This is a genomic window from Knoellia sp. 3-2P3 (assembly GCF_029223115.1).
In the GTDB taxonomy this organism is placed as follows: domain Bacteria; phylum Actinomycetota; class Actinomycetes; order Actinomycetales; family Dermatophilaceae; genus Pedococcus_A.
In genome coordinates this window covers 434,527-447,749 of sequence record NZ_JARGZE010000001.1, presented here as the reverse complement: position 1 = coordinate 447,749, position 13,223 = coordinate 434,527, and the positions used below count along the sequence as shown (strand labels likewise).

At 70.2% G+C, this 13,223-nt stretch carries 12 protein-coding genes; 8 read left to right on the top strand and 4 right to left on the bottom strand.

The genetic code is table 11. From position 1 onward, the window contains the following. Positions 1-49 precede the first annotated feature (49 nt). Both P0Y31_RS02185 and P0Y31_RS02180 read left to right on the top strand, forming a co-directional pair. Positions 50-1,894, top strand: coding sequence for an NHL domain-containing thioredoxin family protein (locus tag P0Y31_RS02185; RefSeq protein ID WP_275866429.1), 1,845 nt, complete (start codon positions 50-52; stop codon positions 1,892-1,894). 96 nt (positions 1,895-1,990) lie between these two features. Continuing rightward, the gene (locus P0Y31_RS02180; RefSeq protein WP_275866428.1) at positions 1,991-2,176 is read left to right on the top strand and encodes a hypothetical protein; all 186 of its coding nucleotides are present in this window, start codon (positions 1,991-1,993) and stop codon (positions 2,174-2,176) included. Positions 2,177-2,274: 98 nt separating this feature from the next. On the opposite strand, the gene P0Y31_RS02175 is transcribed toward P0Y31_RS02180, so the two are convergent. Then, positions 2,275-3,588 (bottom strand): HNH endonuclease signature motif containing protein, encoded by a 1,314-nt coding sequence (locus P0Y31_RS02175; RefSeq protein ID WP_275866427.1) that lies wholly within the window; start codon positions 3,586-3,588, stop codon positions 2,275-2,277. Positions 3,589-3,800: 212 nt separating this feature from the next. Next, the gene (locus P0Y31_RS02170; RefSeq protein ID WP_275805834.1) at positions 3,801-4,196 is read right to left on the bottom strand and encodes a VOC family protein; all 396 of its coding nucleotides are present in this window, start codon (positions 4,194-4,196) and stop codon (positions 3,801-3,803) included. A gap of 238 nt (positions 4,197-4,434) precedes the next feature. Between P0Y31_RS02170 and P0Y31_RS02165 the strand changes: the two genes are divergently transcribed. Then, the gene (locus P0Y31_RS02165; RefSeq protein ID WP_275866426.1) at positions 4,435-4,686 is read left to right on the top strand and encodes a DUF6458 family protein; all 252 of its coding nucleotides are present in this window, start codon (positions 4,435-4,437) and stop codon (positions 4,684-4,686) included. Between the two features lie 181 nt (positions 4,687-4,867). Next, on the top strand, positions 4,868-5,653 hold the full coding sequence (locus tag P0Y31_RS02160; RefSeq protein ID WP_275866425.1) for a CHAP domain-containing protein: 786 nt from the start codon (positions 4,868-4,870) through the stop codon (positions 5,651-5,653). An 87-nt stretch (positions 5,654-5,740) separates the two neighbouring features. Here the strand turns inward: P0Y31_RS02160 and P0Y31_RS02155 are convergent, their stop codons facing one another. Together P0Y31_RS02155 and rfbC are read right to left on the bottom strand one after the other, a co-directional pair. Continuing rightward, entirely contained in the window at positions 5,741-7,615 is a 1,875-nt protein-coding gene (locus P0Y31_RS02155; RefSeq protein WP_275866424.1) for an acyl-CoA dehydrogenase, read from the bottom strand. 148 nt (positions 7,616-7,763) lie between these two features. Continuing rightward, complete coding sequence (gene rfbC / locus P0Y31_RS02150; RefSeq protein WP_275866423.1) at positions 7,764-8,333, bottom strand: dTDP-4-dehydrorhamnose 3,5-epimerase; 570 nt, start codon at positions 8,331-8,333, stop codon at positions 7,764-7,766. Positions 8,334-8,727: 394 nt separating this feature from the next. Here rfbC and P0Y31_RS02145 point away from each other — a divergent pair, with 394 nt between their 5' ends. From P0Y31_RS02145 to P0Y31_RS02130, 4 genes are read left to right on the top strand one after another with little or no spacing between them, the layout of a single operon-like run. After that, complete coding sequence (locus P0Y31_RS02145; protein ID WP_275866422.1) at positions 8,728-9,765, top strand: SDR family oxidoreductase; 1,038 nt, start codon at positions 8,728-8,730, stop codon at positions 9,763-9,765. Next, positions 9,762-10,991 carry a class I SAM-dependent methyltransferase gene (locus P0Y31_RS02140; protein ID WP_275866421.1) on the top strand — a complete coding sequence of 410 codons (1,230 nt, stop codon included), beginning with the start codon at positions 9,762-9,764 and terminating at the stop codon, positions 10,989-10,991. The genes P0Y31_RS02145 and P0Y31_RS02140 overlap by 4 nt, the downstream gene beginning before the upstream one ends. Positions 10,992-11,042: 51 nt before the next feature. Then, positions 11,043-11,891, top strand: a complete 849-nt coding sequence (locus P0Y31_RS02135) for a glucose-1-phosphate cytidylyltransferase (protein ID WP_275866420.1) — start codon at positions 11,043-11,045, stop codon at positions 11,889-11,891. Beyond that, positions 11,888-13,216: a glutamate-1-semialdehyde 2,1-aminomutase gene (locus tag P0Y31_RS02130; RefSeq protein WP_275866419.1), complete on the top strand. Its 1,329-nt coding sequence runs from the start codon at positions 11,888-11,890 to the stop codon at positions 13,214-13,216. Before P0Y31_RS02135 ends, P0Y31_RS02130 begins: the two co-directional genes overlap by 4 nt. Positions 13,217-13,223 lie beyond the last annotated feature (7 nt).

Genomic DNA, 13,223 nt, shown 5'->3' with positions numbered 1-13,223 from the left:
GCTGGTCCCCCTGGGGAAGAGCAGCGCACCCGGCCGTGTTGGCACCCTCGTGACTGCCTCGCCCCGCTCCGTCTCCCGCCTGCGCGCCCCCGAGCTCACTGGCCGGGGCTGGCTCAACACCGGTGGCCGTGCACTCTCCCTCGAGGAGCTGCGCGGCCGCATCGTGGTGCTCGACTTCTGGACCTTCTGCTGCGTCAACTGCCTCCACGTGCTCGACGAGCTGCGGCCGCTGGAGGAGAAGTACGCCGACTCGCTCGTGCTCATCGGCGTCCACTCGCCGAAGTTCGAGCACGAGGCCGACGCCGACGCCCTGGCCGCCGCCGTGGAGCGGTATGCCGTGCACCACCCCGTGCTCGACGACCCCGAGCTCGCGACGTGGCAGGCCTACACCGCCCGGGCCTGGCCGACGCTGGTCGTCATCGACCCCGAGGGCTACATCGTCGCGTCGATGTCGGGCGAGGGCCACGCGCACGGGCTCTCGGTGCTCATCGAGGAGCTGATCGCCGAGCACACCGTGAAGGGCACACTGAGACAAGGCGACTCACCGTATGCCGCGCCGCCGCCTCCCGAGACCGCGCTCCGCTTCCCGGGCAAGGCAGCCGCCCTGTCGGACGGCTCGTTCCTCGTCTCGGACACGACCCACCACGAGGTCGTCCAGCTCGAGGCCGACCTCGTCACCGAGCGCACTCGGTACGGCGGGCCCGGGGTGCTCAACGAGCCGCAGGGAGTGCTCGTCCTCCCGGCCGAGGCCGCCGCGCGCGTCGGCTACGACGTGGTCGTCGCCGACTCGGTCAACCACCAGGTCAAGGGGCTCCGGCTCGCAGACGGATCCTTCACCGTGCTCGCCGGCACCGGCCGACAGCTGCGCGAGCGGTCGGGCAGCGGGCCGGCCCTGAAGCAGGAGCTGTCGACGCCGTGGGACGTCGCGTGGTTCATCGACCGCGTCGTCGTCGCGATGGCCGGCACCCACCAGCTGTGGGCGCTGCACCTGGCAGCCGACCCCGCCGACAACACCGTCGCCGTCCTCGGCGGCACCTCCTCGGAGGGCATCCGCGACGGAGCCGCCGACGAGGCGTGGTTCGCCCAGCCGTCCGGGCTCGCGGTCTCCGCCGACGGCCGACGCCTGTGGGTGGCCGACTCCGAGACGTCGGCCCTGCGCTCGCTCGACCTCACCGACGAGGGCTTCTTCGTGGAGACCCATGTCGGGCAGGGGCTCTTCGACTTCGGCCACCGCGACGGCGCCGCCGAGCAGGCCCTCATGCAGCACCCCCTGGGCGTGACCGTGCTGCCCGACGGCTCGGTCGCCGTGAGCGACACCTACAACGGCGCCATCCGCCGGTTCGACCCGGTCGCCCGTGAGGTCTCGACCCTGGCCACGGGCCTGCGCGAGCCGAGCGACGCCGTCGTCGAGACCGACGAGGGTGGGACCAGGCTGGTCGTCGTGGAGTCGGCTGCCCACCAGCTCGTGCGAGTTCCGTTGCCGGAGAAGGCCCAGCGCGTCGACGGCCTCGCCCGTCAGACCCAGCGCCCGCGTCAGGAGATCGCAGCCGGCTCGGTCAGCCTGCGCGTGAACTTCACGCCGCCGACCGGCCAGAAGCTCGACCACCGCTGGGGCGACCCGACCCGACTGGTGGTCTCGGCGACGCCTGCAGCGCTGCTGGCCGCGGGGGATGGCAGCGACGAGGGCCTGACCCGCGAGCTGGTGCTCGACCCGACTGTCGGCGACGGAGTGCTCCACGTGTCGGTGCAGGCAGCCGCGTGCGACGGCGACCCCGAGACCGGCGAGGTGCCCGAGCACGCCGCCTGCCACCTCTACCAGCAGGACTGGGGCATCCCCGTCGTGCTCGTCGACGGCGCACCCGCGGAGCTCAGCCTCGACCTCCGCGGACTCTGAGAAGTCGTCTGCTCCGGGAGTCCCCGTTGAGGTGACCGGACGGCATACGCTCTGGCCAGAGGCCACCGCACGGAGGCCGGGCGAGAGGGTGTGGTGATGGGGATTCTCGAGGTGATCCTGCCGATCCTGGCCGGTGTCGGGGTGGTCGTGGCGATCGCGGTCTTCGTCGACCGTCGGCGCCGGACGCCGGGCGACAGCGAGGGCTACGACCGGCTCACCGACTCCCCCCGGCCGGCCGCGTCGCACCGGCTGCCTCCTCAGAGCGACGAGTACCGCCGCTGACGTCACGATCTCGGCCGGACGTCCCGCGCTCGGGCGTCCTGCTTTCGGCATCGAGCATGGGGATGGCCCCGCCGGCGTCGGCGGGGTGTGGGGCGGGGTCACGCTGGCTCCTGCGAGGCCCGGCGGGCGAGCAGCTCGTCGTAGGAACCCGGGGTGAGGTCCCACTCGACCCGTTCCCCGTGCGCATCCTTGACGACCCGCCCGGCCAGGCGCCTGCTGTGCACGGTGTTGTGGTGCCGCCCGCAGAGCAGGGCCCCGTTCTCCAGGTTCGAGACGCCGAAGTCTGCCCAGTGGACCACATGATGTCCGTCGGTCCACTGCGGCGGCGCTGAGCAACCGGGGTAGGTGCAGCCCCCGTCGCGCAGCCACATCCGCTTGGTCTGCGCGTCCGTGAAGTACCGCTCCTCGCGGCGCTGGTCCAGCACCTCCCCGTTCGAGCCCAGCACGATCGGGATGATGGACCCGTCGCAGCACAACCGGCGCACCGTCTCCGGGGCGAGATGGGTTCCCGCATCGACACCGCCGAGCGTGGTCGCGGCGCCGAGCCGATCACGCAGGTCCTCGTAGCTCATGGTCAGCACCAGGGTCCTCTTGTTGTTCTTGCCCCGTTCCTCACCGGCCGCGACCGCACGCCGGACGATCTCGACGAAGGCGTCCCCGCGGCGCCGGTCCGAGCTGCGCAGGTCCCGCTCCCCGTCGACAGGCTGGGGCGCGGACAGCGGACCCAGCGACGCTTCCAGGATGCTCTTGCCCTCGACGTCGAGGGTGAGCCGGTACTCGAACGTGTTCGCGCCGGTGTCGGCCGGTTGGGACAGGCTGATGAAGGACTTGCCCATGGTCTGCTGGTCCTGAAGGACGCCCTCGGCGCCGTACTTGGCCACCAGCGCGTCACGCAGCATCCGGCAGCCGGACGGGCCGTGCTGCTCAGCCATGGCGACCAGCCCTTCGAGGACGTGGGGTTCGGCGCCCTCGGCGAGCAGCGGCCGCAGCCTGTCGGCCTCGGACACCACCGCGGCAGCCGATCTCACCGGTATCCGCCCGGAGGCCACCGCCTCCTTGACGGGCTGGTTGGCGACCTTCCCGAACGCGGTTGCGACCGACACGATCGCCGCGGCCCCGCCGGCCCTGGTCGACGGGGCGTGGAACCGCACCCACTGCGCGGTCGTCCTCGCCGCCGGGCCGCCGGAGGTCTCGCCCCGGTCCATCGCCTCCCGCAGCACCGCGACCCGGCCGGCCTCGCCGGCCGTGACCAGCGCGTCCACCTCGCCCATGAGCCCCGACAGGCCGTCGGAGCCGCCGCCGGAGGGTGCCTGCCACAGGACGGATCCGAGGGCAGCCAGCGACGAGCGGGCGGCCGCGAGACGTTCGCGGTGCTCCGCCAGGCTCAGATCCTTCGCTGGGCTTTCCTCCATGACACAACACCAGGAGAGACCACCGACAACCGGTCTGGGTCTGTTGGTGACGAAACCCATTGGCACGCAACGAAATCCGCGACACATTCGCACCGGCAGGTCAAGCTGTCCTCCGCCGCCTGTGGACGGTGTGACGGCCTGCCGGGTGCCTGTGCACAACGGGCCACTGGGGCCGCCTCTGTCAGAAGCGGCGCGTCAGCTGCTGGCGTGGGTCAGCCCTGGTATCCGATGAGCCACCGGACGCCGAACCGGTCCGTGACCTGCCCGTCGTGGTCGCCCCACGGCCTGCGCTGCAGGGGATCGATGTCGACGCCGCCGTCGCTCAGCCCTGCGAACCATGTCTCGAGCGTGGCCGGATCGGAAGTGCCCAGCAGGGAGAACACCACGCCTTCGAGGCGCACACTCGGCGCGCCTGCGGCAGCGTCGGAGGCGAACAGCTCCACCGGACCCTGCAGCATCCCGTGCGCGATCGCGTCGGCCGGGCCGTCCTCGCGTCCGAAGTCGCCGAGGGTGTTGAGCACGAGCTCGCCACCGAACACCTCCTGGTAGAAGGTGAGTGCCTGTCGGGCCGTGCCGGGGAACGAGAGGTAGGGCGTCAGCCGGGTCATGGGCGTCCTGTCCTGTGTGAGGTTGTCGGAGAGCGGGTTCGCTCTTCTGGAGGGTGGACCCGCAAGGGGGGCGCTTCTCATCGGTCCACCGCACCCTGTCAGAAGTCGACCACCGCGTTGCGCCACCACGCCACCACTGACAGCCACGCCGGACGACTCGCTGTCCGCGCCATTTGGGGCATCCCGCACTACCTTTGCCGAAACGGGTTCGACCGGACCCGCGAGCACAGGAGTGAGCATGTACATCGGACTTGGAATCTTCCTCATTGTCGTTGGCGCCATCCTGACCTTCGCCCTCAACGCCTCCGTCGACGCCGTCAACCTCGGCATGATCGGCTGGATCTGCATGGCGGCCGGCGCGCTGGCCATCCTGCTCTCCCTCGTCGTGACCCGCCGCGCGACGGCTGGGTACTCGGCTCGTCGCGTGAGCCACACCGACCCGGCCACGGGCACCCAGGTCGACGAGGTCGACGTCGACCCCGGTCGCTGACCACGACCCAGCAACACCGACGACGGGGCCGGGAGGAGACTCCCGGCCCCGCCGTCATGTCTGCCCAGGCTCCACGGCGGGGAGTGCTCCCCATCGACGGGCCTGCACTCCGCTCGTAGTTTTCCCTGCCAGACAGGGCCGTTCGAGAGGCGGGCGGCCGCGAACGCAGGGGAGACACGTCATGGGCCGACTCGCAGCCCTCAACACCAACCGGGTCACCCGGGCGGGCATGGCCACCGTCCTCGGTCTCGGGTCGGTCGCCGGTCTCGGCCTGGCCGCCGACGCCGCAACCGGCCGGGTGCGCACCGGCGGTGACAACCTCGTCGTCCGCTCCGGGCCGGGCACCAGCTACGCCAAGGTCGGTCGCATCTCGTCCGGCACGAGGATCGACATCATCTGCCAGACCCGGGGCACCACGGTCAAGGGCAGGTACGGCACCTCGAGCTGGTGGAACAAGATCGGCCAGAACCGCTACGTCTCCGACGCCTTCGTCTACACCGGCTCCGACGGCCGTGTCGCCCCACTGTGCACGAGCGGTTCGACGAACCCGGCACCGGCCAGCGCGGTCAAGGACGACTACCCCTACCGAGGCGCCACCTCGGGCGTCGACCGGTGGAACTTCTACAAGGGCCAGTGCACCTCGTTCGCCGCGTGGCGGGTCAACCACAACCTCGGCATCGGCTTCCACAACCACTACAGGGGAGTCCGCTGGTCGAACGCCCAGAACTGGGACAACGCCGCCCGGGCAGTCGGCATCCCCGTGCACGGCACCCCGCGGGTCGGCGACATCGCGGTGCGTGACTCCGGCACCTGGGGCCACGTCGCGTACGTCGCCAAGGTCAACACCGACGGCAGCTTCATGGTGGAGGAGTACAACTGGGCCCGCCCCGACACCTACAGCTACCGCAAGGCCACCCGGGGCGAGGGCTCCGGCCAGTTCAGCTCGTTCATCCGCTTCACGCGCTGACAGCCCTGGGATCCAGGGCCCAGACGCACGTATGCCGGGTGGGCACCTCATCGGTGCCCACCCGGCATACGTCGTGGTGAGGTCCTGTCAGAATGCGGACTCGGGCACGTCCATCAGCGCGTTGTCGGTGGCCTCGGCGATCTGCCGCTCGGCCGCGATCTTCGGGAGGACGTTGCGGGCGAAGAACTTCGCGGCGGCGACCTTGCCCTCGTAGAAGTCACGGTCCTTCTCGGAGGTGCCGGCGTCGAGCGCGGCCTGGGCGACCTCGGCCTGGCGCAGCAGGAGCCAGCCGATGACCAGGTCGCCGGCAGCCATCAGCAGGCGCGAGGTGTTCTGGCCGACCTTGTAGAGGTTGCGGACGTCGGACCCCTCCTGGCGGGGGTCGGACTTCATCAGCTCGCCGACCATGTAGCCGAGGATGCCCTGCACGTCCTCGAGGCCCTTGCCGAGCAGCTCGCGCTCGGTGTCGAGGGTGCCCCCGGTCGCCCCGAGGTTCTTGGCGAACTCCTGGATCTGCATGGCCACGTGCGAGAGGGCCTGGGCCTTGTCGCGAATGATCTTGCGGAAGAAGAAGTCCTGGCCCTGGATCGCGGTGGTGCCCTCGTAGAGCGTGTCGATCTTCGCGTCGCGGATGTACTGCTCGATCGGGTACTCCTGCAGGAAGCCGGAGCCGCCGAGCGTCTGCAGGGACTCGGTGCCCAGCAGCACCCACGCGCGCTCGGACCCGACGCCCTTGACGATCGGCAGGAGCAGGTCGTTGACCCGGTTGGCCATGTCGGCCGGGCTGTCCTTCTCGAGGGACTCGGAGCCGGTCTCGAGCTGGGCCTGGTCGACGATGTCCTGCTGCGTGGCGGTGTAGAGCACCAGGGCGCGCAGGCCCTCGGCGTAGGCCTTCTGCGTCAGGAGCGAGCGGCGCACGTCGGGGTGGTGGGTGATCGTGACACGCGGGGCGCTCTTGTCGGTCATCTGGGTCAGGTCGGCGCCCTGGACGCGCTGCTTGGCGTAGTCGAGCGCGTTGAGGTAGGCCGTCGACAGGGTCGAGATGGCCTTGGTGCCCACCAGCATCCGCGCGTGCTCGATGACCCGGAACATCTGCGCGATGCCGTCGTGGGTGTCGCCGAGCAGGGTGCCGACCGCCGGCTCCTTGTCGCCGAAGGTGACCTCGCAGGTGGTCGAGACCTTCAGGCCCATCTTGTGCTCGACGTTCGTGACGTAGGCGCCGTTGCGCTCGCCGAGCTCACCGGTCTCGAGGTCGACGTGGAACTTCGGCACGATGAAGAGCGAGAGGCCCTTGGTGCCGGGGCCGGCGCCCTCGGGGCGGGCCAGCACGAAGTGGACCACGTTGTCGGTCATGTCGGACTCGGCCGAGGTGATGAACCGCTTGACCCCGGTGATGTTCCAGGTGCCGTCGTCGTTCTGTGCGGCCTTGGTGCGACCGGCGCCGACGTCGGAGCCCGCGTCGGGCTCGGTGAGCACCATGGTGCAGTGCCAGCCCTTCTCGATGATCCAGCGGGCCATCTTCTTCTGCTCGTCGTTGCCGAGGATGTAGAGCAGCTTCCCGAAGGAGTAGCTCGCGGCGAACATCGCGATGGCCGGGTTGGCGCCGAGCACCATCTCGTTCATGGCCCACTTCAGCGACGGAGGGGCCACCGTGCCGTCGAGCTCGCCGGGGACGTCGACGCTCCAGAACCCCGAGTCGATGTAGGCCCGGTAGGACTTCGTGAACGCCTCGGGCATGGTCACCGAGGAGGTCTTCGGGTCGTAGACCGGAGGGTTGCGGTCGGCCTCGGCGAAGGACGCGGCGAGCTCGTTCTCGGAGAGGCGGGCCACCTCCTTGAGCATCTCTCGCGCGGTGTCGGCGTCGACCTCCGAGTAGGGCCCGTGGCCCAGCACGTCCTGCCGGCCGAGGACCTCGAAGAGGTTGAACTCGAGGTCGCGCAGGTTGCTCTTGTAGTGGCCCATGGCCGGATCCTCCACGTGTTCTGACAGCAGTGTCGGCCGACCGTACCGGCCGGTAACTTCCATGGTGATACCCGCGAGTAACAAAAGCAAGCCCTGGTCGCCTGCGAGGTGACGCGGTCGCGCTCCGAGCGGTCGAGACGTGCTCGGCCTAGGAGCCGGGCCGCCCAGCCGCCCCGGGGATGGCGATGCCGAGGGCCGCCAGGGTCGGTGCAGACCGGTCGTGGGCCGACATCTGCGTGACGGGCAGCGGCCAGGCGATCGCGAGGTCCGGGTCGCTGAAGAGGATGGTGACGTCCTGCGTCGGGTCGTGCTCGCGGTCGATGCGGTAGGAGGTGTCCGCCGGGTCGGTCAGGGCCTGGAAGCCGTGGGCGCAGCCGGCGGGTATGTAGACGGACCTCTGCGACTCCCCGTCGAGGTCGAAGGCCTCCCACCGGCCGAAGGACGGCGAGTCGGCCCGCAGGTCGACCACGACGTCGAAGACGGCTCCCGACGAGCAGCGCACGAGCTTGGACTCGCCCGCCCCGCCCCGGAGGTGGAGCCCGCGAAGGACCCCCTTGCGTGAACGCGAGAGGCTGTCCTGGACGAAGGCGTCGGGGTCGATGCCCGCCGAGCGGGCCACGGCTGCGTCGAAGGTGCGGCTGAAGAACCCCCGGCTGTCGACGTGCGGCGTCGGGCTGAAGACGAGGCACCCCGCGATGGACGTGCTGGCAACGTGCATACCTGACTCCCCTGGTCCTGCCCCGAGCGTAGGCGAGGGCCCGCCCGCGCGCGGGGTTCTTCTCCTGGTTGCCCACCACAGCCCGCAAATCGTCACTGCGGCAGCACAACCGCCACGAGGTGCCTACGTCCAGGCCATGTCGCGGCGCTCGGTCAAAAAGGTGAGCCCGCCTCGCCGTTGGTCGCGGGCAAAGTTCGTCCTTCTTGGGGACGTTCCGCGGCTCCGCGCGAATCAGGCTGTCTGCGAAGGCAGGAGTCCATCAGGACCTGAGCAGGTCCACGGGCCTGCATCCCAAGGGGGGAGTCATGGCGAGCTCATCAGCGCAGCACACCGTCGGCGGACCGAGCCGCCGTGAGCGGACCCATGCCGGCGCGGCTGCCGGCGGGTGCCGCTGATGCGCTGCCTGGTCACCGGCGACCGCGGCTACATCGGAGCGGTCCTCGTGCCGATGCTCCAGTCAGCCGGGCACTCCGTCGTCGGGTTGGACAGCAACTGGTACGAGGGGTGCGACTTCGGGCCACAGGTCGATGGCTACGAGCAGCGCGTGGGGGACATCCGCGACGCCGTGACGGCCGACCTGCGGGACATCGACGCGGTCATCCACCTTGCCGCGATCTCGAACGACCCTGTGGGGCACCTGAACCCCCGGGCCACCTACTCGGTGAACGCCGAGGGTGCGGTGCACATGGCCGCCGTGGCCAAGGAGGCCGGGGTGACGCGGTTCCTCTTCTCCTCGTCGTGCTCGCTCTACGGTGCGGCAGGGTCGGCGCCGGTCGACGAGAGCGCCTCCTTCAACCCGGTCACGCCCTACGGCGAGAGCAAGGTGTTGGCCGAGAAGGGCATCGGGCTCCTCGCCGACGACGACTTCACGCCCTCCTACCTGCGCAACGCCACGGCCTACGGTTCGTCGCCACGGCTGCGGGCCGACGTCGTCGTCAACAACCTGACCGGCTGTGCGTACACCAGGCGAGAGGTGCGGCTGCAGTCCGACGGCAGCCCGTGGCGGCCCCTGGTGCACGTGGAGGACATCTCCCGGGCCTTCCTGGCGGTGCTCGAGGCGCCGCGGGAGCTCGTCCACGACGAGGCGTTCAACGTCGGTTCCGACTCCGGGGTGATGCAGGTGCGGGAGATCGCCGTGCAGGTTGCCGAGCGCATGGGCGTGCCCGTGACCTTCGCCGAGGGCGCCGGACCCGACGCCCGGGACTACCGAGTGGACTTCACGAAGATCCACGAGGTGCTCCCCGCCTTCTCCACCACCTGGGACGTGCCCGCCGGGATCGAACAGCTCGCGACCGACATGGCCGCGAATGCGCTCACCGCGGAGCAGTTCGAGGGACCCCGGTTCGTGCGCCTGGCTCGGATCATGGAGCTGCTGGACGCCGGCCGGCTGGACCCCGAGCTCCGGCTGCAGGCGGACGGCGTGCCGTCATGAGCCTGCCCCTCTGCCGCCTGTGCCTGGCCCCCCTCCACGAGACCTTCGTCGACCTGGGCATGTCACCACCGTGCGAGAGCTACCTCTCGGCCGACCAGCTCGACTCCAGCGAGGTCTTCCACCCCCTGCACGTCCGCATCTGCGCCCAGTGCCTGCTGGTCCAGCTGCCGGCGTACATCCCGGCCGAGGACATCTTCACTGACTACGCCTACTTCTCCTCCTTCAGCGACTCCTGGGTGGCGCACGCCGAGCGCTTCGTCGCGCAGGCCGTCGAGAGGCTGGACCTGGGGCCGCAGTCCTTCGTCGTCGAGGTCGCCAGCAACGACGGGTACCTCCTCCAGCACACGCTCGCCCGCGGCATCCGCTCCCTCGGCATCGAGCCGGCGAGGAACATCGCCGAGGTGGCCGTCGCCAACGGCATACCGACCGAGGTCATGTTCCTCGGGGAGCGGGTGGGGGAGAAGGTGGCCGCCGAGCACGGCAGGGCCGACCTCGTCGTGGCCAACAACGTGTTCGCCCACGTGCCGGACATCGTCGACTTCGCCAAGGGGCTGCGTGCGCTCGTGGCCGATGACGGGTACGTGAGCATCGAGATCCCGCACCTCCTGCGGCTCATGGAGGGCAACCAGTACGACACGATCTACCACGAGCACTACTCGTACCTGAGCCTGTTGACGACACAGCGCGTGCTGGCGGCAGCAGGCCTGAGGGTCGTCGACGTCGAGGAGCTGTCCAGCCACGGTGGCTCCCTGCGCACCTGGTCGACACCGGCCGAGGCGGCGACCACCGAGAGCCGCGCCGTGGCCCGGGTCCTCGAGGACGAGCGGCGGGCGGGCCTGGACACCCTCGAGGGGCACCAGGGGTTCGCCACCAAGGTGGCCGCCGTGCGGAACGACCTGATGAGCTTCCTGATCGAGCGTTCTCGCGCCGGCGAGCGCGTGGTCGCCTACGGCGCGCCCGGCAAGGGCAACACCCTGCTCAACCACTGCGGCATCCGCTCCGACCTCGTGAGCTTCGCCGTGGACCGGAACCACCACAAGCACGGCCGCTACCTGCCCGGAACGCACATCCCCATCCGGCCGGTGGAGGAGCTGGAGGCGGCGCGCCCGGACTACGTGCTCGTCCTGCCGTGGAACCTGCGCCGCGAGATCGCCGGGCAGCTCGAGCACGTGCGCGACTGGGGTGGGCGGCTCGTCGTGCCCCTGCCTCGCCTGGAGGTGTTCTAGGCAGGAGCGACCGAGCGGGGGACAGGACGCCAGACAAAGGAGGTGGAGAGGATGAAGGTCGTCCTCTTCTGCGGTGGGCTCGGGATGCGAATGAGCTCGGGTCCGGACTCGTTGCCCAAGCCCATGATGCCGATCGGCAACCGGCCCGTGCTGTGGCACGTCATGCGGTACTACGCGCACTTCGGGCACACCGACTTCATCCTGTGCCTCGGCTTCGGTGCCAAGGCGGTGAAGGACTACTTCCTGAGCTACCGGGAGACCGAGTCCAACGACTTCGTGCTGACCAAGGGCGGCTCCGAGGTCGAGATGCTGGGCAGTGACATCAGTGAGTGGCGGATCTCCTTCGTGGACACCGGGATCCGCACCCCCATCGGTGAGCGGCTGCGGCGGGTGCGTCCGCTCCTCGAGGACGACGAGGTCTTCCTGGCCAACTACGGCGACGTCCTCACCGACGCCCCGATGAACTCCATCATCGACGACTTCCTCAAGACCGACGCCGTGGGCACCCTGCTCGCCGTCAAGCCCCAGGACTCCTTCCACGTGGTGCGGATCGCCGACGGCGACAAGGTGACCGCCCTCGAGCCGGTGGCGGACATGGCCATGCGCATCAACGGCGGCTACTTCGTGCTGCGGCAGGGGATCTTCGACTACCTGGACGAGGACGAGGACCTGGTCATGGACGCCTGCGTTCGGGCGGCTGCCGACCGGCGGATGCTCGCGGTCTCCTACGACGGTTTCTGGGCGCCGATGGACACGCTCAAGGAGCGGACGGTGCTGGAGAACCTCTACCACTCCGGCCGCAGTCCGTGGGCCGTCTGGCGCCCGCCCTCGGCCCCTGGCCCCCGGGTCGCGGCGCTTGAGGTGCCCGAGGTCATGCTCAGCGACACGGCACGCCGGTGACCACGGACAGTCCGCCCCGCACCATGCGCGAGTCCCTCAAGGCGGCCGAGCGTCTGGAGGAGCTCGTGCCCGGCGGCGCACACACCTATGCCAAGGGACCCGACCAGTACCCGGCCGACATGGCACCCGTGATCGACCGGGGCGAGGGGGCCCACGTCTGGGACGTCGACGGCAACGAGTACGTCGAGTACGGCTCCGGACTGCGGTCGGTCGTCCTCGGGCACGCCCATCCGGCGGTGGTGGAGGCCGTGAGCCGTCAGCTGCACCGGGGGGCGAACTTCGCCCGGCCGTCCCGGATCGAGCTCGAGGCAGCCGAGCGGTTCCTAGAGACCGTGCCCACGGGCGAGATGGTCAAGTTCGCCAAGAACGGCTCGGACGTCACGACGGCTGCGGTGCGGCTGGCCCGTGCGCACACCTCGCGGGATCTCGTGGCCGTGTGCCGGGACCACCCGTTCTTCTCCACCGACGACTGGTTCATCGGGTCGACCGCCATGAGCGCGGGCATCCCCGAGCCGGTGCGCCGGCTCACCCTGACCTTCCCGCTCGACGACCTGGAGCGCACGCGGGAGCTGTTCGAGCAGCACGAGAACCGGATCGCAGCACTGGTGCTCGAGCCCGAGGGCATGCCCGACCCACCCGCCTACCTGAGGGCCCTCATCGACCTGGCGCACTCGCACGGAACTTTGGTGGTGTTCGACGAGATGATCACCGGGTTCCGGTGGTCGAGAGGAGGAGCCCAGGGGCTCTACGGCGTGGTGCCGGACCTGTCCACCTTCGGCAAGGCGCTCGGGAACGGGTTCGCCGTGTCGGCCCTCACCGGCCGCCGGGACGTCATGTCCCGTGGCGGCCTGCAGCACCCGCACGAGCGAGTCTTCCTCCTGTCCACGACGCACGGGGCCGAGACCCACGCGCTCGCGGCCGCCATGGCGGTCATGGACGTCTACGCCCGCGAGGACGTCGTCGCCAGGCTCGAGGACAGGGGCAGGCGACTCACGGAAGGCGTCACCGCCGTCGTGCAGCAGGCGGGGCTCGGCGGCCACATCCTGCTCAGGGGCAGGGCGTCCAACCTCGTGTTCGCGACCCTGGACGAGTCGGGCGAGTCCTCCCAGGCCTACCGGACGCTGTTCATGCGGCACCTGCTGAGGGCCGGGGTGCTCGCCCCGTCGTTCGTCGTCAGCGCGGCCCTGACCGACGACGACATCGAGCGGACGGTGGCGGCGGTCGCCGAGGCTGCCGCGGTCTACGCCCAGGCTCTCGACCACGGGGATCCGGCGCCGTGGCTCGGTGGCCGGCCGGTCAAGCCGGTGTTCAGGACCTTCGCATGACGGCACC